A 25,753-nucleotide genomic window follows, 5' to 3' on the forward strand; every position below is an offset into this window, starting at 1 on the left:
GCACGTCGAGAATTACCTCAGTTGACAACTGAAAACCGCTCGCGGAATTCAGTTGTCAACTGAGGTAATGGCCAGCGCCCCTTCTCAGAATTGGTTCAGCAGTTGCGCAATTCAATAAACCCAAGTTCAAGCACGAGAAAGGGGCATCCATGGAATGGGAGAAGGCCAATGGCGCAGGCGGGGCCGGGACATCGTCTGGCAGTGGGGTGCCCAGGGGAAAGAAGAGTGGCAAGGGCAAGATCGTCCTTCTCGTGATTATTGCTTTGATTGCTATCTTTATGGTCTCCCGTATCAAGGGCAACTCGAGGGATGCCAAGAACTCCAAGCTCGACTGGCCCACGAGCGGGCTTGCGACGATGCTTCCCGAGCCTGGTACGGACAAGGGCAAGGTCGAAATCAACTCTGACACCGCATTCTCCGCAACGCTTGCCGAGTACTCGAGCAGCGACTACTCGAGCTACGTGGACGCCTGCAAGGAGAAGGGCTTCACGGTCGACGCTGACCAGATAGGCATTGGCTACGCCGCCTTTAACGAGAAGGGATACAAGCTCTCGCTCACCTATTACGAACGCAAGGAGGAGCTCACCGTCCATCTCGAGGCGCCTGATGAGATGAGCACCATCACCTGGCCCACGAGCGGCCCGGGATCGCTGCTTCCCGCTCCTCCATCCACGCAGGGCTCGATAGTGAACGACAGTTCCAAACTCTACCAGGTCAACGTTGGAGGCATGGACAAGGATGCCTTCTCGGCATACGCCGCGCAGTGCAAGGAAGCCGGCTTTGACGTGGACTACAGCAGTGGCGATACGTACTATCAGGCGAAAAACGCAGATGGCGCCAAGCTCCGCGTAGACTACAAGGGCGCCAACGTTGTGTCTATTAGAGTCGACGTCTCAGACGCAAGCTCAGCCGAAAGCGATGCGGCGTCCAGCCCTGCTTCGACAGACTCCTCCACAACGGCGGACTCGTCGATCGTAACCCCGGAGTTCAAGGAGATGATGGACTCCTACGAGGAAATCATGGACAAGTACTGCGACTTCATGGTCAAGTATACCGGCGCAAGCGCCGCAGACCAGGCAAGCATGCTCGCGGACTACACCGACCTCGTGCAGCAGGAGGCCGACTGGGCCCAGCGTATCTCCGCCGTTGACGAGAGCACGCTCAGCGACGCTGACGACGCGTATTACATCGAGGTTCAAGCCCGTGTGAGCAAGCGCCTTATCGACGCGGGCGTGCAAATCCAGCAGTAGCAAAGACGAGACCGCATCGCAGTACCCCCTGGCACCCCAGGTGCCGGGGGGTACTCGTCTAGGGAGGGCAGCTGTTGCAACGCTTCGCGCCCATTTCTTCGAGCGGCTGTTTCGCAGCCGACGCGGCCCTCTCGCAGCCGACGCGGCCCCCTCACACCCAAATCTGCGACTTAATAGCAGTTAGCTGAATGCGTCGCTGAGAAAAGCTGCAGGTTGGAACCTTGCCACACCTTACAGGGTTGCTATTAACCCGCAGGTTTCCTGAGCGAGCTCGTTCTGGCGCACGCTCGGGACCTCTTCCAAGATCCCAAGAGCCGGCCCGCGACCGCTACCACGAAAAAGAAAGCGGCTCCGGCGCCAGATTGACGCCGGAGCCGCAGCTGTAGCGGAAATCTTGTAAAAAGCGGGCCTTCTGGAGCCGCGTGGCGAGAAGAAGGTGCGCCGCAGGACGAGAAGGTCACGCCGCACCTACGCCACGGGCACCAGCTTGCCGCCAACGTAGGTCGCCGTGAGCGACATGTCGGCCGCGTAGACGTTGAAGTCCGCGTTGCGCCCGGGCAGCATGCTGCCGCAGACGTCATCCACGCCCACCGAGCGCGCCGCGATCTCGCTGCCCATGCGAATGGCCTGCTCGGGCGTCACGATGCCCCAGTCGACCATGTTCTTCACGCCCTTGGCAAGCGTGAGGACAGACCCAGCGATGCTGCTCATGTCGGCAAGGTAGCAGAGGTCGTCCTTCATGACCACGGGCAGGCCGCCGCTCATGTAGCTGCCCTCGGGCATGCCACCGCAGGCAAGGCAATCCGTGATGAGAACCACGTGCTCCCAGCCCTTGGCGCGCACGAGCGCCGCGCACGCGGCGGGCTGCACGTGATGGCCGTCGCAGATGAGCTCGGCGTACGTCTCGTCCGTGGTCATGGCGCAGCCGAGCACGCCCGGCTCGCGCTGGTGCAGGCCGCGCATGCCGTTGTAGGTGTGCACGAATACGGTGGCACCGGCGTCAACGGCGGCGATGCTCTCATCGTACGTGGCGTCGGAGTGACCAAGCGCGGTCACCACGCCCTCGGCAGCAAGGCGCGAGATGTACTCGGGCGCCTCGGGGTACTCGGGCGCCAGCGCGCTCTTGCGAATGAGGCCGCGCGCCCTGCGCTGCCACTCAGCAAAGTCATCGTACGAAGGTGGCACCAGATACTTGGGGTTCTGGGCACCCTTGTGCTTCTCGGTAAAGAAGGGTCCCTCAAGGTAGATGCCCGGAATGCGAGCGCCCACAAAGTCATCGTCGCGCTCGTCCACCGCGTCCGCGATGGCCTCGCACTGGTTGCCAATGTTCTCAACCGAGTCCGTGAACGTGGTGGGCAGCCACGCCGTGGTGCCACGCTGCACGAGGGCAACGGAGGCATCATTTATGCCCGCAGGGTCGATGTCGGTGGTCGCATGGTTGTGGAAGCCGTGGATGTGGGTGTCAACCAGGCCGGCGCCAACGTAGGCACCCGCGTAGTCAACGATCTCGCAGTCCGGCTTCTCTGTCGAGAAGGACCCAAAGCGACCGTCGGTGATGGTGAGGTAGCCCTCTCCGGTGAGCCTACCGGGGAGAACAAAGTGAGCGGCATGAACCGCATACGTTGCCATGATCTCTCCTTCCAGGGCCAAAGCCCTCGGTGCGGGGATAAGTTAGCTAAGGTATACCCAAGGCTCTCCGCACCGAAGCAGGGCTACAGGCTAAACGGGTGAATGGTCACGCCCTTGACAACGCGGTTGACGGTACCGGTGGGCGACGGGGTATCGGGGGTGTTGCCAACCTTGATGGAGGCGTTGATGGCCACCGTCTGCGCGAACATGACGTAAGGCAGCGCAAGGTAAGCCTCGGGGAGAAGCCCGTCGCCGTCAAACGAGAAGTTCTCGCCCTCAAAGTCGCTGCCGGTACGCTGCTGGACGCCCACCGTGGCCATGGCAATCTCGTCACCCTTGATCTCGTTGAGGATGTCGAGGTCGTACTGACGCGTGTAGGGGTCGTTGCTCACGAAGTCAAAGACGAGGGTCCTGTCGTCCACAAAGGACTTGGGTCCGTGGCGATAGCCCATCGAGGAGTCGAACGAGGTCGCGATGCGGCCGGCGCAGAGCTCCAGGATCTTGAGCTGCCCCTCGCGGGCAAGGCCGGAGAGCGAGGCGGAGCCCAGGTAGGTCACGCGGTCGAAGTCGCGGTTTACCCACGCCTTGATCTGGGGCTCGCGGGCAACCACATCGCGGCCCATCTTGGCGGCACGGGCGACCCAGGCGCGCTTGTCCTCGATCGAGGCCTGGTCAAAGATCAGCGCCGAGAGGAGCAGCATGCAGGAGTAGCTGCCCGTCATGGCAAAGCCCTTGTCGTTCGCGCCCGGGATGAGCAGCGTGAGAGCGCGCTCGTCGTCCTTGGACTCCTGGGCGAGCCTGCCCTCGGGAGCGCAGGTCACGTTGAGGTAGAGAAGGTCCTTGGCGACCTGCCCCACGCGCTCATAGGCGGCCATGCTCTCGGGGCTGTTGCCGCTGCGGGCAAAGGACACCATGACCGTGGGGTCCTCGGGACGCACGTAGTCGAGGGGGGCGCACACCACGTCTGTCGTGGCCACGGGCGCAAACTCGAAGGCTTCGTTGTCACCAACGCGGCGCAGGTACGGTACGAGCGTGTCGCTCACGTACGCCGAGGTTCCGGCACCGCAGAAGATCACGCGGGTGCGGCGGGCGCCACCAAGCGCACGTGCCTTGGCGAGAAATTCCTCGATTGCCGGCAGATTGTCCTCGTAGATCTTGAGCGTGCCCTCCCACAGGTCCGGCTGCTGCATGATCTCCTTGGTGGTGATCTGTGCGCCCATCGACGTGAGCGTTGCCTCGTCCATCTCGAACATGTTCTTCTCCTCCCGGGGGCCTTCCCTAGCCCCGATAGTGTGAAACCTTGTATCTGAACTGGTCGGCTCGAGCCACGCTCCTGGTGTACTCGATGGCCGTGTTCTTCACGTTGAAGGTGGTGCGGTAGAGCTTGAGCACGGGTGCCGCCTCGCCAATGCCGAGAAGCTCCGCGTCGTCCTTGCGGGCAACGCTTGCGCAGAACTCCTCCTCGGCCACGCGGATGGTCTCGTGGTAGACCTTCTCCATGAGGTCGTAGAGGGGCTGATCCTCGACGTCCTTCCGAGAGAGCCCCAGGAACTCCGAGGCCGGCAGGTACGTGCGCTCGACCATCATGGGGATGCCGTCTGCGATGCGCAGACGCTTCATGCGAATCACATGGTCGCCAATGCGCAGCCCCAGGCAGGCGGCTATGTGTTTTGGCGCCTCCCTGGTGTCGAACTCAAGAACCACCGTGCTGGGGACCCTTCCCATGCTTCTCATCTGCTCGGTGAAGCTGTAGGTCCCCATGAGGTTCGTAGCCTCGCGCACCGAGTCCGAGACAAAGGTGCCTCGGCCATGCTGCCTGGTGACAAGCCCCTGCCGCTCAAGTTCCGCGAGAGCCAGTCGCACGGTCGTACGCGAGAGACCGTACGTCTCGCAGAGCTCGCGCTCGGAGGGAAGCATGTCGCCAGCGCCCATCTCGTTCTCTATCTTCTCGTGGAGAAGATCGACGAGCTGGTCGTAGAGGGGCTGCTTTCGCGAGATGGGGGTCATGTCATCACCGTCCTGAAAAAAGGCGCGAGCACGCGTCAAGCGTACCCGCGCCGCCTGTTGCCATAGAGCCCGCTACGCACATGTGCCGGATTTGGTTCCGGGCACCCGGGGCGGCGGGCCGCCCCGGGCACGCAGCAATTGTAGGGCTTAGCCCCAGATGCTCGGCCAGATGCCGAAGCCGGCACCGACAATACCGATGATGAGCACGAGAACAATACCCTTGATGGGGGTGAAGTTCTTCTTGGAGAACAGGTAGTACAGAAGCATGACCAGCGCGAGCGGGACAAGCTTGGGGCAGATGCTGTCGAGGATCTTGGCGATGTCGACGTTGACGGGCGAGGTGACGGTCTCCATGTAGGTGACCTCGCTCATGCCGTTGCCAAGGTCGGTGGCGCCAGCGGTCACGGCGTTGCCGTCAGCATCGGTGGTGGCCAGCGGCTTGCCCGCAGCGTCAACCATGCCGGAGAGCGTGGTGCCGTCGGAGTCCTTGGAGATGACCTCGAACTTGCTCACGTCCTCGGTGGGAACGGTCGCGGTGTGCGCGACGTAGGCCTGCGTGGTGCCGTTGGGGATCGTGAGGTTGATCTGCGTGCCACCCATGGTGACGGTGAGGCAGCCGACGACGAAGACGCCGAGGATGGAGGCTGCGCGGGTGAACGCCTTCATGTGCTCCATGAGGGTGTCGAGCGCGTTCATGCCCATCTTGTACGACCAGTTCATGAGGCCGAAGCGCAGGGCGAACTGGATGATGTTGAAGACGATGAGGAACAGGATGGGGCCAAAGACGTTGCCCGCGATGGCCATGTTCGAGGTGATGCCGGCCAGAATAGGCACGAGGGTCATCCAGAAGATGGCGTCGCCGATGCCACCGAGCGGGCCCATGAGGGAGACGCGGACGGCGCGGATTGTGGGGATGTCAACCTTCTTCTGCTCCATGGAGAGGATGATGCCCATGGCGAAGGTGACGAGGAACGGGTGGATGTTGAAGAACTCCATGTTGTGGGTCATCGAGAGCGCGAGGTCTTCCTTGTTATCCGCGTGAATCTTCTCGAGACCGGGGAGGATGGAGTAGAGCCAGCCTGCGGCCTGCATGCGCTCGTAGTTGAAGGACGCCTGCAGGAAGCAGGAGCGCCACGCCATCTTGTTGAGCGTCTTCTGATCGAGGTCGGCAGCAGGCGTGAGGTTCTGGTATTCAGCCACGCCCTCAAAGCGGTTGACGGTCTGAGCGGTCGTCTCGTTAGATGCCATCTTCCTCACCTCCATCGGTGTCAGCAGCAACGGCAACGGAACCCTTGAGCTCGGTGTTCTGCTGGTAGTCCCAGTATGCAAAGCCAAAGCCGATGAGGGCCAGGATCAGCAGGGCCGGAGTCGCCAGGCTTGAGATGCCGGAGACGATAATTGCGAGGCCAAAGCCCATGAAGTAGAAGCCCCACATGTCACGGTTCATCATGAACTTGAGCAGGATTGCAAAGCCGACGAAGCGCATCATGCCACCGGCAGCGGAGAGGCCGTTGCTGAGCCACTTGGGGATGGCGGCAACGACGGCGGAGCCGACGGCCTGGCCGCCGATGAAGAACAGGGTGACAACGACGCCAAAGATGAGGCCGAGCAGGCACATCGAGAGGTAGTTGATGTTCTCGATGCCCTTGGGGTTAGCCTCGGCGGCGTACTGGTCGCACTTGGACATGAGCGGCGACATGATCGTGAAGATCAGGGTGACGCCGTACTGGCCAAGCAGGGAGAACGGAATAGCAGTAGCGACAGCAGCGTTCGGGTCAAGCTTGAGGGTGATTGCCAGAATGGCCGCCATGATGCCACCGACAACCGCGTTAGGCGGCTGGGCACCTCCGATTGGCATGTTGCCAATCGTCATGAGCTGGTACGTGCCACCAACGATGAGGCCGGTCTGCACGTCGCCAAGGATGAGGCCGATCACCATACCGGTGACGATCGGCTGATACAGAGACTCGAGGAAGCTGAACTGGTCGATAGCCGCGATGAACGTGACAATGAAGACCAAGATCACCTGGAGAGCTGAGTATTCCATCCTTGTTCCTCCTTTCCTATGGTTCCTAGTACCACGTGCCACGGATAGAGATAGAGCTATCGCTAACACCCGTCCCTCACGGGTGCGCACGACCAAACTAAGTTGTTGCGAAAAGTGCTGTGGGCTACTCGAAGAGTTTCGACGTAGGCTCGACCGGCGTGCTGGGCACGCGCTGGATCGAGAGCTCCACGCCCGCGTCCTGGAGCGCACGGAAGGCAGCAACGTCCTCGTCATTCACGGCAACAGAGGTTGCAACCTGGCGCTTGCCCTCGGACATGTGCATGTTGCCAATGTTGAGCTTCTTGATGGGCACGCCGCCCTTGACCAGGCGCAGCGCATCCTCGGGGTTCTCCACGATAAGGAAAATGTGCTGGCGGGCAGCGGCCTTGTGAATCACGTCAATGGTCTTCTGAACGGAGAAGTACCTGGTGGCAACGCCCTGCGGAGCGGCCATGTCCATGAGCTTCTGGCGCATCTGGTTGCTGGCAACGTTATCGTTGGCAACAAGGATCAGGTTTGCGCCGATGGTGCTCGTCCACTGGGTGGCGACCTGGCCGTGAATCAGGCGGTTGTCGATCCTGGTAAGAAGAATGTTGGGCTCAGCCATGCTTGCTTCCCCTTTCTCGTTCTCGCCCGCGTTCGTGGCGAGGCTTTTCCTTCTTGACTGCAGACGGACGAACTTGCTGTGCTAGTGCGCGTTACTTTTTTGAGATCTCCTGGATCGCATACCTCGAGACCTCAATTACCGCTCCGGACTTGACCTCAACGTCGCAGGTCTCCTCACCAACGCGGACGAGCTTGCCAAAGAGACCGCCGGCAAAGGCAACACGCTGGCCAACCTTGAGGTTGGCGTGGAGCTCTGCGAAGTAGGCCTTCTGCTTGTTTGCCTTCACCGCGCTGTAGATCGCGTAGACAACGCCCATGATGGCAATGAGGATGAGCAGCGCCGCGCAGGCGGCAAGCACGTTCTGCCAGAAGTCCATTACAGGCCCAGCTCGTCAGAGTCGGCGTCAGACTCGTCGTCAACGGAGAGAACCATGTGGACAACGCCCTCCTTGCCCGCCTCGACGGCGCAGTCGACAAGTTCCTGCGTGGTGGACTCAGGAGTGCGGGTGGTGAGGACCTCGAGGAGCATGGGCAGGTTGGTGCCTGCGACAACCTCGACGCCAGGGGCCACCTGCGTGTTCATCATGGCCTGGTTGAACGGCGTGCCTCCCATGAGGTCGCAGAAGACAATCACGCCGTCGTTCCTCTCGGCTGACGCCGCAATGGCGTCGCCCAGCTTCTGGGGGAACTCGCCTGCCTCGTCCTCGTGAAACGGGACAACATCGAACTCCTCCTGCGGGCCAGCAATCATCTTAACGGAGCTGTCGAGACCAACGGAAAAGTCTCCGTGACCAGTGAGCACAAATCCGACCATGCAAGTCCTCCTCTGACGGGGTTCTTCATCACGCCACATAGGCTAGAAGACTTTTGGTTCCAACAAGGAACCTCTTTGTTACGCCCGTCGTACTTCTCGGTTACTGGTTATTACCACGTTTCAACTAACGCCACTTTACAAGACCTCCGCAATTAGTCCATAGAAAACTTGGTTATTCTTTGCTGCATGCCGTTTACGGTTAAATTCATATCGGTCACGGCACGTTATCGCAGGTAGTGGTACTAATTTGGAAATACCAGCATGTCTTGACGCATTAATTCTCGCATAGATGAGTAAGATTTCTGGTATATCCAGTGGTTGTTACCAACAGACAAACGGTACGTGTCGGATGGTTTCTTTCAGGAACTGGTATCTAAATTGCACCCCAGAAATACAGGGAGGAAGACCATGATTCTCACCGTTACGCTCAACACCTCTATCGACAAGGCCTACCGTATTTCCTCGACCCTCGAGCGCGGTACCGTCATGCGCGTGGCCGAGTGCATCGACAACGCAGGCGGCAAGGGCCTCAACGCGTCGCGCTCGGTGGCAACGTGCGGCGAGAAGGTGCTCTCGACCGGCTTTGTTGGCGGCAACAACGGACGGCTCCTCTGCGAGCTGCTCGACCGCGACAAAATCCCCCACGATTTTGTCAAGGTAGCAACCGAGACGCGCTGCTGCGTGAACGTGCTCGAGCCCGACGGCCTCTCCACCGAGTTCCTGGAGCCCGGCCGCGAGGTGACGTCCGAGGAGCTCGCCGCCCTCGAGGAGCGGCTCGTCTCGCTCGTCTCGCGCGCCGACGTGGTCACCATGAGCGGCAGCTTCCCCAAGGGGCTGCCCGCCGACACCTATGTGCGTCTCATCAAGCTGGTTCGCTCGCAGGGCAAGCCGTGCATCCTCGATACCTCCGGCGCCACGCTCAAGGCAAGCATCGACGCGCTCCCCACCATGGTGAAGCCCAACACCGACGAGATCGGCCAGATCCTGGGTCGCAAGGTCTCCTCGGTGGAGGAGGTCATCGGCGCGGCGCACGAGCTCCACGAGCGCGGAATTGCGCAGGTGGTGGTCTCGCTCGGTGGCGACGGTGCCGTGATGGCATGCGACACGGGGACCTTCCGGGGGATTGCCCCCAAGATCGAGGTCGTGAACCCCGTGGGGGCCGGCGACACCATGGTTGGCGCCTTTGCCGTTGCCATGGCCCGTGGCATGGAGCCCGCCGAGCAGCTGCGCTACGCGATGGCCTGCGCAAGCGCCAACTGCATGTCCGCCTCGACCGGTCACTTTGACATGGAGGTCGCGCGCGGTCTCATGGACGGCACCCGCGTGGAGCGCGTTGCCTAGGCGCTCCGGGCACCTGTCCTACTCCCCCGCAAGCATCAACCGAGTGGAAACGTCCCCGAGGCAGCCGGCAACGGCGCCCTCGGGGTCTTTTTCCATCACTATGACGTCGGCGTCGCCCACGTCGCCAAAGAAGAAGAGCCCGTGTGCGCCCACCTTGCTTGCGTCCATGAGAACGCAGGTCATACCCGCACAGGCGAGAAATGCTCGCTTGAGTTCCGCCATGCCCTCGTAGCCAGTCATGAAGCCGCGGCCAGGGGCAAAGGCGGTTGGGCACACAAAGGCCACGTCGGGCCGCAGCATAGAGAGCGCCGAGACGGCCACGGCACCAGAGGTGTAGCGGTGGCCCTTGCGCAGCGCTCCGCCCAGGAGAACCACCTCGGCGGAGGGCATGGAGCGATCGACGTAGTCGGCAATGGTGAGGTCTGCCGTCACTATGGTCACCTCGCCCATCTCGCCAAGGGCGCGCACAAGCTCGAGGCCCGTGGTGCCCGTATCCACGAGAACGGACTGGCCCGGCTGCACAAGCGTTGCGGCAACGCGAGCGATGGCGCGTTTGGCCTCAACGTTCACGTTGACGCGCAGGTCCTGGATCGACACCGTGAGGGTGCGCGAGAGCGAGACCGCGCCGCCGTGCGTGCGGCGCAGCTTGCCGTCGCGCGCGAGGGCGTCGAGGTCTGCTCGCGCGGTGACGCGTGACACTCCCAGAGCGTCGGCAACCTCGGCCACCTGTACGGACGAGTTTCTCTCGAGCATCGAGAGAATTGCCGCGCGTCTCTCCTCTGCGAACTCGGTCATGCGATTCCTCCTCGCCCGCGGGATTGATTTACCAGGTAAATCAATCCCACTGCCCGGCAAATCAATCCCTCCGCGCATGTGTGCAAAATGTGTTTCCTTCTCTTTGTCTAAAAGCAAGATATCACAAGCATATTTCTTTCTTTTCTGCGTTTTGGAAAGCACTGAGAAGCCCGTAGGGACAGCGTGGTGCGTCGGGCGCTTACGCTCGCTTTTCGTTGCCGACAGACCACGCAACGCATCCCAAACCACGGCCACAAGCAGGCACGATACAATCGCGTTGCCGATAAGGAAGACCCACGGCACCCGCCGTGGGCGCGTGAAGGGAGAGCACGATGCTCGTCACAACCAAGGAAATGCTGCTCGACGCCCAGGCCGGCCACTACGCCGTGGGTGCGTTCAACGTGGAGAACCTCGAGTTTGTGATGGCCGTCATCAAGGCCGCCGAGGACAAGCACTCCCCCGTCATCATGCAGACCACGCCGGGCACCATCAAGTACGCCAACCTCGACTACTTTGCCGCCATGGTTCGCGTGGCTGCCGACGCCGCAAGCGTCCCCGTGGCACTGCACCTCGACCACGGCGACGGCTTCGACCGCTGCATGCAGGCCCTGCGTGCCGGCTACACCTCCGTCATGATCGACGGCTCCCACGTTCCTTTCGAGGACAACATGGCTCTCACCGAGAGCGTGACCAAGGTCGCCATCGCTATGGACATCCCCGTCGAGGCGGAGCTCGGCAAGGTTGGCGGCAAGGAGGACGACGGCCCGGCGGTCAAGGGCGAGAACCCCTACACCGACCCCGACGAGGCCGAGGAGTTCGTGAACCGCACCAAGTGCAGCTCGCTCGCCGTTGGCGTGGGCACGGCGCACGGCGTCTACAAGGGCACGCCACACATCGAGCAGGGCGTCCTCAAGGAGATTCGCAACCGCGTCGACGTGCCGCTGGTTCTTCACGGCACCTCGGGCGTGCCCGACGACCAGGTCGCCGAGGCCATCAAGAACGGTATCTGCAAGGTGAACTACGCCACCGAGCTACGTCAGGCGTTCACCCGCGGCTTCATGGGGTACATGGCCGAGAACCCCAACAACTTCGACCCCAAGAAGCCCTCGAAGCCCGGCATGGAGGAGATTTACAAGGTCGTTGCCTCCCACATGGACAACCTGGGCTCCACCAACAAGGCGTAAGCGCACGCACAGAGCAGCATGCGGCCCGGACGGCAACGCCATCCGGGCCGCTTTTTGTATCGCGGAATGCCCGTCCCTCTCAGTTATTGCACGTTTTTCCTGGCAACAGTTGCATTCTCCCAGATACGTTCTTCTCGCCTTAAGAAAATCGCGCAATAATTCCGGCCAATGCGGCAGCGCCGAGACCCACAGAGCCCCTTGCAGCACACTCTCCGCTCACTGGAGCGTTGCTTTCGCTCGGTTGCCGTTCAGAAGGTCTGGCGAAACTGCCGTCTAGGCCTTCTCGGCGCGCTTCTTCTTGATGCCAACCACAAGGCGCCAGGTCGCAATGCCTACAAGTGCCACCGAAACCACGCGCAGCACGGCAAGCAGCGTGAGTCCGGGCGTCGTGATGGCCGAGCTTCTCGGCCGTGCCGCAGAGACGTCACCCGTGGCATCCACGTAGCTCTCGTTTGCCACGCGGGCATCAAGGTATGCGTACAGGAAGTCCTTGGTTGCTCGGCGCAGTTCGCTCAGGTAGCTGGCAGAGCTCGGATTTGAGCTGAGAGACCCACCGGACATCTGCATCCAGAGGTCTCCGCCATGCCGGAGCATCTGGTCACCGTTCATGTAGGCGGTGTGATCCGAGAAGTCGGTCACCACAACCCCGTTGAAGCCCCACTCGCCGCGCAGCACGCCCGCGAGCAGCGCCTCGCTCCCGCCGGCCCATACCGCACCAACGCGGTTGTACGAGCTCATGAGCGCCGTCCCGCCGAAGTCCTCCACGATGGTTCGGAACGGCTCGAGATAGGTCTCGCGGAGCGCCTGCTCGGAGAGCCACGTGTAGACGCCGTCGCGATAGACGTAGGCCTCCCCGTCGTTGAGGGCAAGGTGCTTGACGTAGCAGTACACGCCCGCGTCACGCGCGCCGGCCACGACGCTGCCGCAGGTCTGTCCCACAAGGAACGAGTCCTCGGAGTAGTACTCGTAGTCGCGGCCCCCAAAGGGAGTGCGGTGGAGGTTCGCACACGGCGCATACCAGCCAGAAAACCCCCGCTGTGCCGCTTGCTCGCCGCAGGTGAGCCCCACCTGCCGCGCAAGGTCGCGGTTCCACGTCTGCGCGAGGACAACAGCACAGGGGAAGCCCGTGCCGGGATTGGTGGGCACGAAGCTCTCGATCTGCGCCGGCCCGTCCAGCTCACGAGTCTCGGAGGCCTTCCCCACCGAGGGGAGCGGGGAGGCGCCGGAGTACGCGTTGGTCACCAGCTGCTCCATCTCGGCAACCGTGAGCTGGTCGAGGAGGCTGTCCCATTGTGGGTCGTTGTAGTTGGCCCCCAGCTTGCGCCCCAGGCCCGTTATGACGCCGTTCCTCTCGATGGCAAGGCCGTTGCGCGCCCCAGTTGTGGGCATTGTTGCGCCGCGGGCATCGTCGGCAGCACGTTCCTCGTCCGTATACAGGTTGAGTGCCGCAACGCTCGTAGGCATTGCGCGCGTCGAGGCAACCTTAGGATAGGTTCCTACAAAGTCGGCACGCGAGAGGTACGTGATGTCCTGGCCAGTGCCAAGCCCGTCTGCGCCCACGCCATCCGTGGCGTCCTGGCCGGTGAAGCGGTTGGTGACCTGTACGCCGGTCTTCTCGTCCACGGGAAACTGCCTTCCCTGGGAAAGCACGAGCGAAAGCGTTGCACCCTCGGCATTGTCCACGGTATGGGCGTCGTGCCGCAGCGTGAGGGTATATGTTCCGGGGTCAAGCTCCCATCCCTCAAAGCCGTTGCCGTTTGCGTCATAGCAGTCGTAGCTTGCCATGGTGCGAGCGCTCACGGCAAGGGTTACATCCTCGGACTCCCCCGGCGCAATCAGGCCGGTCTTGGCGTAGTCTCCCAGCACGACGGCACTTTTCTCGATGCCTCCTGGCACATAGGGAGCGCTGTAGTAGAGCTCGACCACGTCACGTCCGGCAACGCTGCCCGTATTGGTAACGCGGACAGTGACCGAGGCGCTGTCGCCCAGCTCGGAGCCCTGCGCCGGAGCGTCGACAACCCCCCAGTCAAACGTGGTGTACGAGAGGCCATAGCCAAACGGATACTGAACGATGCCCTGGTAGCCCGTGCCATGCTCGTTGGAGACGCTGTCCCAGAAGCCCTCCGCGTCTGCCGTCTCGTACCACCTGTAGCCCACATAGACACCCTCGGAGTAGTCCACGTACGAGACCTGGTCGTAGCCCTCGGGCAGGGAGAAGTTCCCGTTCTGCGTGCCGTCTGCGGGATAGAGCCCGTCGGCCAAGGCGTAGGCTCCCACGTGATTGCTCGCGCTGGCATAGGAGGGCGCCGTAGAGAGATCGTACGCGTAGGTGTCGGCCGTGCGGCCGGAGGGACTCACCTCTCCCCACAGGATCTGCGGCAGCACCTCGGCGCCATACTGGCCCGTATAGCCCGCAAGCAGCACGGCGTCGATGCCGGGCGTAGAGTCTAGGGCGCCCAAGGCCATGGCGTTTGCCGAGTTCACTACCACAATGACGTTCTTGTACGTGGCGCCCACGTAGGCGAGAAGGGCCTCCTCCTCGGTCGAGAGGTCAAGCGAGGTCCTACTGGCATCCGTAGCCACCGAGCCGTTCTTCTCGGACACCTTGTACTGCACAAGAGGCATGTCGTTGCTCTCGCCTGCATAGCGCTGCAGCACCACGATGGCGGTATCCGAGAAGCTCTGGGCGTTTTGCAGCAGCTCGTCGGTGTAGCACGTGCGGTCTGCAATCGAGGGCTCGTAGAGCACGCTCGACTCCTCTGGCTTGCTCGAGAGGGTCTGGGGGCGCTTTCCTGCCGCACGAAAGTCCTGATACATGGCCGTAAGCTCGGTGTTTGTCTCGATGCCGGCATCGTTGAGCGCCGAGATGAGGTCCGTCTCCACCGAGGTCACGCAGCCGGAGCCCGAGCCGCCGCCCAGCCAGTCCGAGGATGCCCACCCAAACACGTTCACCTTGGTAACGTCATTCGAAAGGGGCAACGTGCCATCGTTGGCGAGAAGGACCGCCCCTTGGGCCTCGACCTCGCTGGCAAGCGCCCGCGCAGAGTCATTGGTCGTCGTGACGGCAGCCTCGGAAGGCGCGTCAACGAGCGTACCGAAGAGCCTCGTGACCACCGGGCTCACGCTGTTCTCGAGAATGAATCCCACGACCATCACGGCCACCATGAGCGCCACGGCAAGCGCGAAGAAAACCTTCTTGCGCACCATGTGCGGCCCCTGGTCAGCCTGCCTCCTCCCAGCAACCCGCGCAGAGCCCTTCCTCACATGGGACATGCTGGTTCCTACCCCATTTCTCGGGGGGCAGCGGGTGCCTTAGGCACCAGTCGTGAAGCCGCTACGCAATCACCACGCGGTTCGTGCCGCCCTCGCCCGCCGTCGCCTTGGCCACAATTCCGCCTGGGTCCTTGTCCATGATGACAGTATCCACGTCGGTTGGGGCGGCAAAACGCACGAAAGACCGGGCGGCTCCCACCTTGGAGGCGTCCATGAGGATGATGGCCTTTCTCGCATGGCGCATGAACTCGACCTTTGTGGTCGCCGTACGCTCGAACTCGGCGAGGAAGCCAAAGTCTGGCTCGAAGCCGTCCGCGCCAAGAAAGACCTTGTCGATGTAGATGTCCGAGAGAGACGAGGCCACCATGGGCCCGGCGAAGTGGCGGTACTCGCGACCGAGGATGCCGCCCGTGCACGCGGGGGTGGCCTGCGGGAGGAACTGCTCGATGTAGATGAGGCCGTTGACGTCGTTGGTGATGATCGTGATGCCGCGCTTCTCGCCCAGACAGTGCAGGAATGCGAGGGTCGTGCTGCCGGAGCCCACGAGAATCGTCTCGCCATCCTCCACAAGCTCCGCGGCGCGCCTGCCAATTGCCTGCTTTGCCTGGGCGTTCTTGTGCACGCGCTGCGGGACCGCCGGAATCACGAGCTGCGTCACGGGCACTGCCCCGCCGTGCGTACGCTTGAGCTGCCCCTCACGCTCCATGGCGTCAAGGTCGGTCCGGGCGGTCACCGATGAGACACCGCAGTGGTCACAGATCTGCGTGACCGTGACTGTCCCGTGTTCTTGGATAACGTCAAGGATGTACTTCTGCCGCTCCACAGCAAGCATCCGGGAACTCTTGGGCGAGGGCATGGCTCTACTCCACTATCTCCACGCGAATCGACTGCGCAAGCTGGTCGACGAGGGCAAAGTCACCAAGACCCGCACTCATGGCAACGTTGGCGCCCGTCGCCATAGCGCGCGTGAGCGCCGGCTCCACCTGCGTGCGATCTGCGAGCCACAGCGAAAGGAAGCTCGCAAGCGTTGCGTCACCGGCACAAGCCGTGGAGAGAACGTCGACCTTCGCTGCGTTGGCATGCCAGACATGCTCGCCGTTGAAGAAGTAGGCGCCCTCGCCTCCGAGCGTGAGAAGGATGTTCTTTGCCCCAGCGTCGTGGATGGTATGGAGCGCAGAGACGATGTCCTCCTCGCTCTTCACGTCCACGCCAAAGATGGCCGCGACCTCCTCGTCGTTGGGCTTGATGAGCAACGGCCCCTTCTCCACCAGCTGGCGCAGGTGTGGGTGGGAGATGTCCAGGACAAACTCGGCACCCTTCTCGCACACCACATCGATGAGCTCGTCGTAGTATGCGGGCCCAATGCCCGTGGGCAGGCTCCCGGAGACAACGAGGCACTCAAGGTCATCCAGTCCTCGGATCAGATTGAGCATCTCCTCCTGCTTGGGACGGTTGACCTCTGCGCCGGCGTTGGGGAACTTGTACTCCCCCTCCGGCGTGGTAAGAAACACGTTCACACGCGTGATGCCGTCAATCTGGACCGGCATCACCGGGCATACCTTTGCTGCCTCGCGAACGATGTAGTCACCCGAGAAGCCTCCAAAGAACCCAAGGATCTTGGAGTCGATGCCGTAATGCTTGAGCGTGAACGAGACGTTCAAGCCCTTGCCGTTTGGCGTGTAGACCGCGTCGCGCGTCCTGTTGACATGCTCGGTCGAGATCGTGTCCGAGGTGATGTTCATGTCGATGGCGGGGTTGGTGGTAAGTGTGTAAATCATTGAGCTTCCCTTGATCGTTCTCGACGCGTGTCACGCGATTGATAACGCCGTACCAGAAAGGGGACCCGACGCGCAGGCGACGGGTCCCCAGCACGAACCTCAGACCGGATACCCGGTCACCTAGCTCTCGAGACCGCTGTTGATGAGACCCGCGATCTCCTGCGAATCTGCGGAGGCAAGCACCTTCTCGCGGAAGTCTGCGTCCATGAGAAGCACCGCAACCTTAGAAAGCAGGCGTAGCTGCTCGGTCTGGGTGCCGTCGTCGGGGATGAGCAGGGCGATGGCGCAACGGACGGGCTTGGAGTCCATGGTTGCCCACTCGACCTCGCCGGAAAACTTCACCACGATGACGGTTGGCGTGCTGACCTCTGCGGTCTTGGCGTGCGGGATGGCGAATCCGCCCATCATCCCCGTAGTTCCCTCTGCCTCGCGCGCCTTGAAGGCCTCGAAGACCTTGTCGACGTCGTTGGCCACCCCGTAGGAGACGGCCGTCTGGGAGAGGAACCTCAGAACCTCGTCCACGGTGCTTGCGGGGTTGTCCACGTAGACATGGGATGCTGGAACGAACTCGCTCATGCGCTCTCCTTACTCCACGACCTTGTCACCGTTCTTATGGTATTCGTTGCGCTTGAAGATGACGTAAAGAATACCGCCAACAAGGACGCCGGCAAAGATTGCAATGAGCCACAGATACCAGCCATCAACGACGGGCAGGACCAGGAAGCCTCCGTGAGGCGCGGGGTCGTGAACGCCAAAGAGGATGGTGAGGATTGCCGCAATCGAGGAGCCGCACATCATGATGGGCATGACAGGCCAGATGTTCTTGGTCATGAACGGGATGGCGCCCTCGGTGATGTGGGTGCAGCCCAGGACGATGTTGACGATACCGGCGTCGTGGTCCTCCTTGGAGAAGTACTTCTTGCCCACGATGACGGCAAAGGCGGTGATCAGCGGCGGGACGATGCAGGCGGCGGAGACGGCGGCCATGAAGTTGGTGCCGAAGTTGTAGGCCGGGGTGCCGATGCCAGCCTGAAGCGCCTCGGTGAGAAGTGCGGTGCCGGTGACGTAGGCAGCCTTGTTGACTGGGCCACCCATGTCGAACGCGCACATGCAGCCAATGGCCAGGCCGAGGACGATGGGGCCGGAGGCCTCGAGGCCCTCGAGGAAGCTCATCATGCCGGTGTTGATCGCGGCCATGGGGCCAGAGATGCCGAGCATGATGAGGCCCGTGATGAAGGTGGAGAGCAGCGGGTACAGGAAGATGGCCTTGAGGCCGTCCAGGTTCTTGGGCATGCCAGAGAGCAGCTTCTCCAGGCCAACGATCACGTAGCCGGCAACAAAGCCGCCGACGATGCCGCCGAGGAAGCCAAAGCCAACGCCAGCGCCACCGGCATCGATAAGGCCAGTCTCAGGCGAGACGGGCAGGCCGGTGATGGCGATCATACCGGCAACAAAGCCAGGGACCAGTGCCGGGCGCTTGCCGATGGACTCGGCGATGTAGGCAGCGAGCACCGGGACCATGAGGTTCATGGCGATGCCGCCGATGATCTTGAGCATTGCCGCGAACGAGTTGTAGTCCGCCGCGGTGGAGTCGAACGACGTGATGCCCCAGAGGAACGAGACGGCCGTGAGGACGCCGCCGGCAACCACGAAGACGAGCATGTGGCTGACGCCGTTCATCAGGTGCTTGTAGATGATGTGGCCCACGGACTCCTTCTCGTCGGAGGAGCTGTTGTCGCTCGAGGCGTTTGCGACCTCCTCACTGAGCTCGCCCTGAGCCTTGGCCGCCAGAGCCTTGTCGATGAGGCCCTCGGGGTCCTTGATCGCTGCGGTCACGCCGACGCTCACCATGGGCTTGCCCGCAAAGCGCTCGGCCTGGACGTCCTTGTCGGCAGCGACGATGACGGCCTTCGCAGCCTTGATCTGCGCCGGGGTCACCTCGTTCTCAATGCCGACCTGCCCGTGGGTCTCGACCTTGATGGTGAGGCCCTTGGCCGCGGCGGCCTTCTCGAGGGCCTCCTTGGCCATGTAGGTGTGGGCGATGCCCGTTGGACAACCGGTAGCGGCAATGAGGTCGTACGTCGTGTCTTCGGCCATACCTTCACTCCCCTCTCTTTACGGCGCTTGGGGCGCCGCTTCCCTGCGGTCCCGTGGGACCGCGTCCCATGGAGGAGCGAAACTTCTTCACATCTCCTCCCAAAACCGGCCATAACTTTACCATAAAAGCGTAAGTTTGTGAGAAGAAACGAAGAAAAACGAAAGTGTCAGGTCACAATGCCGCCAAACGGTAGGTCAGCGACCGGCAACGGCATTATGTTAGAGAAGAAGCGCGCCCGCGCGGTGGATGTACCACCCCGCAGGCGCACCCTGCTCGCGAAACCTTTATTCGTCTATCCTACTTGCCTGCCTGGGAGCGCTTGCGAAGCTCGAGGGCCTCGTACGCGCAGCCGTACATGGCCGCCTGGTTGCCCAGCGAGGCCGCCTCGATGGCAACGTCCTTGCAGGTGGGAAGCGCGTGAGCCTGGAAGCGACGGCGCAGCTCGGGTGCAAACGTGGCAAAGGAGCCCGCCACGCCACCGCCAATGAGATACATGGCCGGGTCGACCACGCAGGAGACCTGCGACATAGCCTGCGCCAGGTACTCGCACATCTGGTCAACGGCGATCTTTGCGCACTCGTCGCCCTTGGCAAGCGCACGGAAGACCGAGAGCGTGTCGGTAGCGTGCTCAACGTGGACCGGCGTCACGCCGCGGCGCTCGCACTCCTCGAGGTAGAGCCGCACAATCCCCTTGGCGGAGGCGTACTGCTCGAGGCAGCCGTGGCGGCCGCACCCGCAGGTCTCGGTCTCGTTGGGGTTCACGGTGATGTGGCCAATCTCGCCGCCTGCGCCAAACGCGCCTGCCACCAGGCGGCCGTTCACCACCACGCCGGCGCCTACGCCCGTACCAAGCGCGATGAGCACAAAGCTCGAGACGCCGTGGGCAACGCCAGCCCAGAGCTCGCCCAGCGCGGCGGCGTTTGCATCGTTCACAAAGGCGATGGCGGCGTTGGGAAAGGCGGTGTTGATGGCAGCGACAAGACCGTCGGGGTCGAGCTGAATGTTGGGCAGGAAGCCCACCTTGCCGTCATCGGCAACGGGGCCAGGGATGTCCAGACCGCAGGCAATGACGTCCTCGGGGGTGTTGTCATGGGCGGCGAGAAGGTGCGTCAGGCCGTCGGTCACAATTGCGAATGCCTCCGCGTTCACAAGCGCGGGCGTGGGGATCTTACGCTCCTCGAGCAGCTCGCCCTCGGGCGAGAAGAGCCCCGCCTTGATGCTGGTTCCTCCGATGTCGATACCAAGGACGGCTTGCATGTCTTCCCCTCTCGGTTAGGTCTTCGGAATTGTGCGCCCCCACTGCCAGGCGATGCGGCGGCACTAGCTATCATCCCACGTCCATGGTGGCGGTGCACGTCTCATAACACAAAAATGGTCGGTGCCAGCGGCGGTCATCGAGATGCGCGCGACGGCCACCGGCACGCGCACGGGGCGCCCACAGCCATGGGCTACACTCGTTGTCCGTGCAGTCGATCCGTGCGCCCCTTCGGGGCAGTCTGGAGGCATCATGACCGACAACGCGCCCTCCGCGATGAATGCGGCGCTTTCCAATCCCAAGCAGGACATGGCGGACCTTGACCGGCTTGAGCGCCGGCGCTTCGCCCTTCGCTACGCACTTGACGAGATAGCAACCCTTGGCCCCTCCATCGACCCTCCCAAGGCCACCGAGGAGCGCGCGGAGGCCTCTGCCATCCTCGACGAGGAGGCAACGCGCCTGCTCTGCGCGCCGGAGGTGGGTCCCCTGCTCGACCGGCTTGAGTCCAACGCCGGAATCATCGGCGAGACGCGCGCCACCCAGGTCAAGATCTTGAAGCGAGACCGCAGCTCGCTCGTAGGCGTGCCCGCAGACGAGCGCGCGGCGTTCTGCCGTCTTGCCGTCGAGGCAAACGACGTCTGGCGCCGCGCCAAGGCGGCAAATGACTGGGCAAGCTTCGAGCCCTACCTCGACCGCCTCGTGGCGGCAAGGGTCAGCATGGCGCATGCCATGAATCCGGACGCAGATCCCTACGACGTCTGGCTCGACCAGTACGAGCACGGCACGAGCCGCGCCTTCTACGACCCCTTCTTTGAGCAAGTCAAGAAGTGCGTGGTGCCGCTATTGGCCAAGTGCATGGCAGCACCGAGAAAACCCAGCCACCGCGTGGTCGACGGCACCTTTGACGAGCGCCGCCAGTGGGACCTCGCGCGTGACCTGGTGCGCCTTGAGGGGGTGGACACCGACGCACTCTGGCTCGGCCAGACCGAGCACCCCTACACGGGCGGCCCCTCCACGGGTTTTGTGGCCATTGCAAGCCATGTTTACCAGGATAACGTGCTCTCCAACGTCTTCAGCATGCTCCACGAGGGCGGGCATGCCATGTACGAGCAGAGCGTCGACCCTGCCTACCGCTTCACCTCGCTCAAGGGCGGCACCAGCTCGGGCATGCACGAGTCCCAGTCGCGCTTCTTCGAGAACTACGTGGGCAGGAGCGAGGCATTCTCCGAGCCGCTCGCTCGCCTTCTTGCCAAGCACTTCCCCGGGCAGCTTGGCCGCATGACCCCATACCAGCTCTACATGGCCGAGAACTGCGCGGAGCCGGGCCTCATCCGCTGCGACGCCGACGAGCTCACCTACCCCCTGCACATCCTTGTGCGCTACGAAATCGAGCAGCTACTCTTCTCGGGCGAGGCCAAGGCCGCGGACGTCCCCGGCCTCTGGGCCGACCGCTACCGTGCCTACCTGGGCGTTGAGGTGTCCACCGACACCGAGGGCGCACTCCAGGACACCCACTGGTCCGACGGCGACTTTGCCTACTTCCCCACCTATGCGCTGGGCAGCGCGTTTGGCGCGCAGTTCAAGGCCGCCATGGTGCGCCAGGGTGTGGACTTCGACGGCTGCTGCGCCGCAGGCGACCTTGCGCCCATCCGCGAGTGGCTTCGCTCCAACATCTGGCACTGGGGTCGCGCCAAGGACTCCTCGCAGCTCATCCGCATGGCGTGTGGCGAGGACTTCGAGCCCCGCTACTACACGGACTACCTCGTCGAGAAGTTCTCGGCGATCTACAACCTGGCGAGGTAGCATGCGCGCGCTAATCCAGCGGGTCGAGCGGGCATCGGTCGAGGTCGACGGGCGCGAGGTTGGCTCATGCGGTGCGGGCTACCTCGTGCTTCTCGGCGTTGGCCCCACCGATACCGAGGGCACGGCCAGGCGCATGTGGGAGAAGGTCCGCAAGCTCCGCATCTGCGCGGACAAGAACGGTCGCACCAACCTCTCGCTTGTGGACGTAGGCGGATCGCTTCTTGTGGTGAGCCAGTTCACGCTCTACGCCGACGCGCGTCACGGCAACCGGCCGTCGTTTACGAATGCCGCCCCGGCAGAGCTTGCCAACCGTCTCTACGAACTCTTCTGCGAGCTTGCCGAGAAGGACCTGGGGCCAGGGCGTGTTGGCCGCGGCGAATTTGGCACCCACATGCGGGTGAGCCTCGTGAACGACGGGCCGTTCACCGTAATGCTCGACTCGGAGGAACTTGGACTGTAGCGCCAGCCTTTTGGTCCGATTGACCACGGTCAGGCGTTGGTTCGACGCTTCCTTGCGTGGTAGAGTCTGTCAAGGTCGCTGACGACAGCGTCAGTTCGCACAAAGGCCAGACAGCGGCCCCAAGCTCATCAATACAGGAGAGGGGATCACCATGAAGGCTTTCTTCAGCGAGTTCCGGGCGTTCATCTCGCGCGGCAACGTGATGGACATGGCAGTCGGCGTGATTATCGGCGGCGCGTTCACGGCCATCGTCAACTCCCTGGTTGGTGACATCATCCAGCCGCTCATCTCGGGCCTCACGGGCGGCGGCGAGCAGATTGGCCTCGTGATCAACGTTGGCGCGGCCCAGCTCGACTTTGGCGCGTTCATCTCGGCCGTCATTAACTTCATCATCATTGCGTTTATCATCTTCTGCCTGGTCAAGAGCATGAACAAGCTCTCCGAGGAGGCAAAGAAGCTCGCCGGGAAGCAGGAGAAGGAAGAGGAGGCCGCGGCGCCCATCTGCCCGCACTGCCTCGAGGAGGTCAAGGCCGGTGCCACCCGCTGCCCGCACTGCGGCGGCGAGATCTCTGGCGGGGCGAAGCCCGCGGTATAGCGGCCGAGGCCCACAGAATAGCGAGAAACACGCCCAGCTAGGCGGTGGAATGGCAACTGCGCCCGGAGACTTTGGCCTCCGGGCGCTTCTTCTGCCCCCCGAGGTAGTGTCATTCTCTCTCAGAGGGCAAACGAGAAGGAATTGGACACATATCAGCGTTCTGAAGCGAGATTTTGTCGAATTCGTTCTCAGCAGCACCACCGGGGGCGGCTGCACCGGGGACGGCACCACCAGGGGAACAGCTCCACCAGGGACGGTACCACGGGCCAGCGGCCCAGACCCTACGCGCGCTCGGGGAGATGCGAGGTGATGAGCATCATCTCGCCCGTCAGTCGGACGTCGCCAGATCCGGAGGGCGCCAGGAAGTGGCTGCCGGCGCTCACGGCGTGCTCGACACCTGACCCGTCGCAGACGCTGCCAGAACCCTCAATCACCGAGAGGCACATGAACGGCCACGGCTGCGCAAGCGTCTTCTCGCCTGAGACGCGCACGCGCTCCACATCAAAGTTGGGGCAGGCCATGAGCTCGGTCACGCCGTCCTTCTCGGGTGCCGTAACCGTGCCGCTTGTGGGCGGAACCTGCCCATAGTCCACTACGTCGAGCGATTGCTTCACGTGGAGCGGGCGCTTGGTGCCATCGGACTGCACGCGGTCGTAGTCGTACACGCGATAGGTGACGTCGGAGGACTGCTGGGTCTCCAGAATAAGGGTGCCGCCCTTGATGGCGTGCATGGTGCCCGGCTCGATGCGGAAGAAGTCACCGGGATGGATGGGCACGTAGTTAAGCATGTCATCCCAGCGGCCGCCCTCGATCATGGCCGCAAGCTCCTCTCGGCTCTTGGCGCGCTGGCCCACGATGATGCGCGTGCCAGGCTCGCAGTCGATCACGTACCAGCACTCGCGCTTGCCCAGCGAGCCGTTCTCGTGCTCTGCGGCATAGGCGTCGTCCGGGTGCACCTGCACAGAGAGGTTCTCGCGCGCGTCCAGGATCTTGATGAGCAGCGGGAAGCGGTCGCCCTCGGCGCCGGCAAAGAGTTCGTGGTGGTTCTCCCACAGCTCCGAGAGGTGCTGGCCGTCAAACTCGCCACCATCGACCACGCAGTCACCGTTGGGATGGGCCGAGATGCCCCAGCACTCGCCGATGGGACCATCTGGGATCTTGTAGCCAAAGCGCTTCTCGAGCTCGCGGCCGCCCCAGATTTTCCCATGGAAGATGGGCGCAAGAAAGATAAGATCCCGTGCCGTACCAGCTGCTGCGTCTGCCATATGAGCCATCCTTCCCAAGGTCACAATTGCCGCACTCATCATACGATTTGCGGGCCGCAGATTACTCCGCGGCCCGCAATGTACATGACTGTGATACGTACTTCTTCAGGTTAGCTGAGGCAATCACGCGCCATCGTTGCTGGGGGAATCGTCCGAAGGCTCGTCTCCCCCGTGCCGGGCAATGAACTCGGCGGAGGAGAGGGTCCTCTCCAGCTCGCGCCTGCGGCGGGCACGTGCGGCCTCGAAGCGCCGACGCGAAGTCTGCATGGCGCGGCGCTGCCGCTCGAGCGCCTCGTTTGCGCTCTCCTCGCCCGAGACGATGCTGCTCAGGGCGTGGACAGGGTGCGCCGGCGCGGTCACGCGCACAAGCGAGGTGAGCACGGGAACGACAAGCACCGTAATGGCCCCCGCCGTCACGAGGACCGATGCATCCTGGCTGGTCATGGCGCCAGCGTCCACCACAATCTGCGTGATTGCGACCACCAGCGGCAGCGCCATCACGCAGTAGGCGGTGGTCACAAAGCGCTCCTGCGGCTCCATCGTGCGCGTCTCGGGATTCACGCGCAGCGAGATGGCAACCGAGACGCCACGCACGGCGATCAGGAGCCCAATGAAGAGGAAGAGTAGGCCAGAATCGGCCAAGGCAGCCGAGAGGTCAATGCCCGCCCCGGATATCACGAAGAACGCAGGGATGAGAAAGCCGTTGCCAATGGCCTCCAGGCGCGTCTCCAGCTCATCGCTGCCATCCGGGAAGAAGACGCGCAGCACAAAGCCAGCGGCAAAGGCACCAAGCACCGAGTCGAAGCCGGCCACCTCGGCAAGGAAGAGCAGGAACACAAGGAGAAGCACCACCAGTCGTAGCGGCGTCTGTGTGGAGGCGCCGGCGCTCGACCGCACGAAGTCGCGGAAGCGCGCACCGATGCGCGCCGTGGACGTGGAGAGATGCGCAATGCGCACGCAGACCAGCATGAACACGACAAGGACGACCACCGTGACAAGCAGCGACCTCGTGGAAAGCATGATCGCCACCGCGATGACGGGCAGCACCTCACCCGTGGCTCCGTAGGCCGTGACCGCCCGCCCCACGCTTGTGTTGGTGAGGTCGCGAGCGCGCATGATGGGCGCCAGGGTGCCGTAGGCGGTGGTAGTGAGCATGATGGCAAAGGCAATGCCCGCCATGCCGGTAAAGCGGCTGAAGCCCGTGAGGCTCACGAGCGCGATGGCCGCCGCAAGCGAGATGCCCCAGCAGATGGAGGCGTGGCGCCCCATGGTGCCCACAAGCTCGGAAGGCTTTATCTCGTAGCCCGCCATTAGGAAGAGGAAGGCCATGCCCAGCTCAGAGACAAGAGAGAGGGCGCCTCCGCTCGTCCTGATGACATCTGCCCCATAGGGGCCGAGAAGCGCACCGGCAAAGACGAGGAAGACGACCTCTGGGATGGCCCTGCCAGGGACAAGGCTTGCCGCAAAGGGGGCAAGCGCTGCCACCAGCATGGTCACCGAGAGCGAGAAGAGCTGGCTCACCATAGCGTTATCTCCTCTCGCACCTTTGAGCT

23 protein-coding genes are annotated in these 25,753 nt (G+C 62.8%); 6 read left to right on the forward strand and 17 right to left on the reverse strand.

Annotated features, from left to right (window positions below; translation table 11 throughout):
* The first annotated feature begins 149 nt into the window (after positions 1-149).
* Positions 150-1,250 (forward strand): DUF6591 domain-containing protein, encoded by a 1,101-nt coding sequence (locus NVS32_RS05030; RefSeq protein ID WP_032111127.1) that lies wholly within the window; start codon positions 150-152, stop codon positions 1,248-1,250.
* A 468-nt stretch (positions 1,251-1,718) separates the two neighbouring features.
* On the opposite strand, the gene nagA is transcribed toward NVS32_RS05030, so the two are convergent.
* From nagA to NVS32_RS05070, 8 genes are all read right to left on the reverse strand, one after another.
* Positions 1,719-2,879, reverse strand: a complete 1,161-nt coding sequence (gene nagA / locus NVS32_RS05035) for an N-acetylglucosamine-6-phosphate deacetylase (protein WP_032111128.1) — start codon at positions 2,877-2,879, stop codon at positions 1,719-1,721.
* Between the two features lie 83 nt (positions 2,880-2,962).
* Positions 2,963-4,132, reverse strand: coding sequence for an AgaS family sugar isomerase (locus tag NVS32_RS05040; protein WP_032111129.1), 1,170 nt, complete (start codon positions 4,130-4,132; stop codon positions 2,963-2,965).
* Positions 4,133-4,157: 25 nt separating this feature from the next.
* Positions 4,158-4,886, reverse strand: coding sequence for a GntR family transcriptional regulator (locus NVS32_RS05045; RefSeq protein WP_032111130.1), 729 nt, complete (start codon positions 4,884-4,886; stop codon positions 4,158-4,160).
* 147 nt (positions 4,887-5,033) lie between these two features.
* Entirely contained in the window at positions 5,034-6,134 is a 1,101-nt protein-coding gene (locus NVS32_RS05050; protein ID WP_032111131.1) for a PTS system mannose/fructose/sorbose family transporter subunit IID, read from the reverse strand.
* A complete protein-coding gene (locus NVS32_RS05055; RefSeq protein ID WP_032111132.1) occupies positions 6,124-6,933 on the reverse strand; it encodes a PTS mannose/fructose/sorbose/N-acetylgalactosamine transporter subunit IIC in 810 nt (269 codons plus the stop codon). The genes NVS32_RS05050 and NVS32_RS05055 overlap by 11 nt, the downstream gene beginning before the upstream one ends.
* A 124-nt stretch (positions 6,934-7,057) precedes the next feature.
* Positions 7,058-7,540 carry a PTS galactosamine transporter subunit IIB gene (gene agaB / locus NVS32_RS05060; protein WP_032111133.1) on the reverse strand — a complete coding sequence of 161 codons (483 nt, stop codon included), beginning with the start codon at positions 7,538-7,540 and terminating at the stop codon, positions 7,058-7,060.
* A gap of 91 nt (positions 7,541-7,631) precedes the next feature.
* On the reverse strand, positions 7,632-7,916 hold the full coding sequence (yajC, locus tag NVS32_RS05065; protein WP_032111134.1) for a preprotein translocase subunit YajC: 285 nt from the start codon (positions 7,914-7,916) through the stop codon (positions 7,632-7,634).
* Positions 7,916-8,353: a PTS sugar transporter subunit IIA gene (locus NVS32_RS05070; protein ID WP_032111135.1), complete on the reverse strand. Its 438-nt coding sequence runs from the start codon at positions 8,351-8,353 to the stop codon at positions 7,916-7,918. The genes yajC and NVS32_RS05070 overlap by 1 nt, the downstream gene beginning before the upstream one ends.
* Positions 8,354-8,761: 408 nt before the next feature.
* On the opposite strand from NVS32_RS05070, the gene pfkB reads away from it, so the two are divergent.
* Positions 8,762-9,694, forward strand: coding sequence for a 1-phosphofructokinase (gene pfkB / locus NVS32_RS05075; RefSeq protein WP_118156436.1), 933 nt, complete (start codon positions 8,762-8,764; stop codon positions 9,692-9,694).
* Between the two features lie 18 nt (positions 9,695-9,712).
* Here the strand turns inward: pfkB and NVS32_RS05080 are convergent, their stop codons facing one another.
* Positions 9,713-10,489 (reverse strand): DeoR/GlpR family DNA-binding transcription regulator, encoded by a 777-nt coding sequence (locus tag NVS32_RS05080; protein WP_118156435.1) that lies wholly within the window; start codon positions 10,487-10,489, stop codon positions 9,713-9,715.
* 332 nt (positions 10,490-10,821) lie between these two features.
* Between NVS32_RS05080 and NVS32_RS05085 the strand changes: the two genes are divergently transcribed.
* Complete coding sequence (locus NVS32_RS05085; protein ID WP_258498933.1) at positions 10,822-11,673, forward strand: class II fructose-bisphosphate aldolase; 852 nt, start codon at positions 10,822-10,824, stop codon at positions 11,671-11,673.
* A gap of 273 nt (positions 11,674-11,946) precedes the next feature.
* Here the strand turns inward: NVS32_RS05085 and NVS32_RS05090 are convergent, their stop codons facing one another.
* The 6 genes from NVS32_RS05090 to NVS32_RS05115 all read right to left on the reverse strand — a co-directional run bounded on the left by NVS32_RS05090 (position 11,947) and on the right by NVS32_RS05115 (position 20,079).
* On the reverse strand, positions 11,947-14,946 hold the full coding sequence (locus tag NVS32_RS05090; RefSeq protein ID WP_258498934.1) for a glycoside hydrolase family 3 protein: 3,000 nt from the start codon (positions 14,944-14,946) through the stop codon (positions 11,947-11,949).
* Positions 14,947-15,007: 61 nt separating this feature from the next.
* Complete coding sequence (locus NVS32_RS05095; RefSeq protein ID WP_158553509.1) at positions 15,008-15,778, reverse strand: DeoR/GlpR family DNA-binding transcription regulator; 771 nt, start codon at positions 15,776-15,778, stop codon at positions 15,008-15,010.
* A 28-nt stretch (positions 15,779-15,806) separates the two neighbouring features.
* Positions 15,807-16,724: a 1-phosphofructokinase family hexose kinase gene (locus NVS32_RS05100; RefSeq protein WP_117651827.1), complete on the reverse strand. Its 918-nt coding sequence runs from the start codon at positions 16,722-16,724 to the stop codon at positions 15,807-15,809.
* Positions 16,725-16,844: 120 nt separating this feature from the next.
* A complete protein-coding gene (locus tag NVS32_RS05105) occupies positions 16,845-17,300 on the reverse strand; it encodes a PTS sugar transporter subunit IIA (RefSeq protein WP_117651826.1) in 456 nt (151 codons plus the stop codon).
* A gap of 9 nt (positions 17,301-17,309) precedes the next feature.
* Positions 17,310-18,821: a PTS fructose transporter subunit IIC gene (locus NVS32_RS05110; RefSeq protein ID WP_117651825.1), complete on the reverse strand. Its 1,512-nt coding sequence runs from the start codon at positions 18,819-18,821 to the stop codon at positions 17,310-17,312.
* Between the two features lie 298 nt (positions 18,822-19,119).
* Positions 19,120-20,079 carry an ROK family protein gene (locus NVS32_RS05115; RefSeq protein WP_258498935.1) on the reverse strand — a complete coding sequence of 320 codons (960 nt, stop codon included), beginning with the start codon at positions 20,077-20,079 and terminating at the stop codon, positions 19,120-19,122.
* Positions 20,080-20,329: 250 nt separating this feature from the next.
* Here NVS32_RS05115 and NVS32_RS05120 point away from each other — a divergent pair, with 250 nt between their 5' ends.
* The 3 genes from NVS32_RS05120 (at position 20,330) to mscL (ending at position 22,935) form a co-directional block, all read left to right on the forward strand.
* On the forward strand, positions 20,330-21,880 hold the full coding sequence (locus tag NVS32_RS05120) for a carboxypeptidase M32 (protein WP_258498936.1): 1,551 nt from the start codon (positions 20,330-20,332) through the stop codon (positions 21,878-21,880).
* Between the two features lies 1 nt (position 21,881).
* Positions 21,882-22,340, forward strand: coding sequence for a D-aminoacyl-tRNA deacylase (gene dtd, locus NVS32_RS05125; protein WP_258498937.1), 459 nt, complete (start codon positions 21,882-21,884; stop codon positions 22,338-22,340).
* A 151-nt stretch (positions 22,341-22,491) separates the two neighbouring features.
* Complete coding sequence (mscL, locus tag NVS32_RS05130) at positions 22,492-22,935, forward strand: large conductance mechanosensitive channel protein MscL (RefSeq protein ID WP_258498938.1); 444 nt, start codon at positions 22,492-22,494, stop codon at positions 22,933-22,935.
* Between the two features lie 281 nt (positions 22,936-23,216).
* On the opposite strand, the gene NVS32_RS05135 is transcribed toward mscL, so the two are convergent.
* Together NVS32_RS05135 and NVS32_RS05140 are read right to left on the reverse strand one after the other, a co-directional pair.
* Positions 23,217-24,209 (reverse strand): type I phosphomannose isomerase catalytic subunit, encoded by a 993-nt coding sequence (locus tag NVS32_RS05135; protein ID WP_258498939.1) that lies wholly within the window; start codon positions 24,207-24,209, stop codon positions 23,217-23,219.
* A 114-nt stretch (positions 24,210-24,323) separates the two neighbouring features.
* Positions 24,324-25,724: a cation:proton antiporter gene (locus tag NVS32_RS05140; protein ID WP_258498940.1), complete on the reverse strand. Its 1,401-nt coding sequence runs from the start codon at positions 25,722-25,724 to the stop codon at positions 24,324-24,326.
* Between the last annotated feature and the right edge of the window lie 29 nt (positions 25,725-25,753).

It is taken from the genome of Tractidigestivibacter montrealensis (assembly GCF_024741235.1).
Lineage (GTDB): Bacteria > Actinomycetota > Coriobacteriia > Coriobacteriales > Atopobiaceae > Tractidigestivibacter > Tractidigestivibacter montrealensis.

Coding starts and splice junctions, on each gene's coding strand:
- NVS32_RS05030 (WP_032111127.1), top strand. CDS start 150: ATGGAATGGGAGAAGGCCAATGGCGCAGGCGGGGCCGGGACATCGTCT.
- nagA (WP_032111128.1), bottom strand. CDS start 2,879: ATGGCAACGTATGCGGTTCATGCCGCTCACTTTGTTCTCCCCGGTAGG.
- NVS32_RS05040 (WP_032111129.1), bottom strand. CDS start 4,132: ATGTTCGAGATGGACGAGGCAACGCTCACGTCGATGGGCGCACAGATC.
- NVS32_RS05045 (WP_032111130.1), bottom strand. CDS start 4,886: ATGACCCCCATCTCGCGAAAGCAGCCCCTCTACGACCAGCTCGTCGAT.
- NVS32_RS05050 (WP_032111131.1), bottom strand. CDS start 6,134: ATGGCATCTAACGAGACGACCGCTCAGACCGTCAACCGCTTTGAGGGC.
- NVS32_RS05055 (WP_032111132.1), bottom strand. CDS start 6,933: ATGGAATACTCAGCTCTCCAGGTGATCTTGGTCTTCATTGTCACGTTC.
- agaB (WP_032111133.1), bottom strand. CDS start 7,540: ATGGCTGAGCCCAACATTCTTCTTACCAGGATCGACAACCGCCTGATT.
- yajC (WP_032111134.1), bottom strand. CDS start 7,916: ATGGACTTCTGGCAGAACGTGCTTGCCGCCTGCGCGGCGCTGCTCATC.
- NVS32_RS05070 (WP_032111135.1), bottom strand. CDS start 8,353: ATGGTCGGATTTGTGCTCACTGGTCACGGAGACTTTTCCGTTGGTCTC.
- pfkB (WP_118156436.1), top strand. CDS start 8,762: ATGATTCTCACCGTTACGCTCAACACCTCTATCGACAAGGCCTACCGT.
- NVS32_RS05080 (WP_118156435.1), bottom strand. CDS start 10,489: ATGACCGAGTTCGCAGAGGAGAGACGCGCGGCAATTCTCTCGATGCTC.
- NVS32_RS05085 (WP_258498933.1), top strand. CDS start 10,822: ATGCTCGTCACAACCAAGGAAATGCTGCTCGACGCCCAGGCCGGCCAC.
- NVS32_RS05090 (WP_258498934.1), bottom strand. CDS start 14,946: ATGTCCCATGTGAGGAAGGGCTCTGCGCGGGTTGCTGGGAGGAGGCAG.
- NVS32_RS05095 (WP_158553509.1), bottom strand. CDS start 15,778: ATGCTTGCTGTGGAGCGGCAGAAGTACATCCTTGACGTTATCCAAGAA.
- NVS32_RS05100 (WP_117651827.1), bottom strand. CDS start 16,724: ATGATTTACACACTTACCACCAACCCCGCCATCGACATGAACATCACC.
- NVS32_RS05105 (WP_117651826.1), bottom strand. CDS start 17,300: ATGAGCGAGTTCGTTCCAGCATCCCATGTCTACGTGGACAACCCCGCA.
- NVS32_RS05110 (WP_117651825.1), bottom strand. CDS start 18,821: ATGGCCGAAGACACGACGTACGACCTCATTGCCGCTACCGGTTGTCCA.
- NVS32_RS05115 (WP_258498935.1), bottom strand. CDS start 20,079: ATGCAAGCCGTCCTTGGTATCGACATCGGAGGAACCAGCATCAAGGCG.
- NVS32_RS05120 (WP_258498936.1), top strand. CDS start 20,330: ATGACCGACAACGCGCCCTCCGCGATGAATGCGGCGCTTTCCAATCCC.
- dtd (WP_258498937.1), top strand. CDS start 21,882: ATGCGCGCGCTAATCCAGCGGGTCGAGCGGGCATCGGTCGAGGTCGAC.
- mscL (WP_258498938.1), top strand. CDS start 22,492: ATGAAGGCTTTCTTCAGCGAGTTCCGGGCGTTCATCTCGCGCGGCAAC.
- NVS32_RS05135 (WP_258498939.1), bottom strand. CDS start 24,209: ATGGCTCATATGGCAGACGCAGCAGCTGGTACGGCACGGGATCTTATC.
- NVS32_RS05140 (WP_258498940.1), bottom strand. CDS start 25,724: ATGGTGAGCCAGCTCTTCTCGCTCTCGGTGACCATGCTGGTGGCAGCG.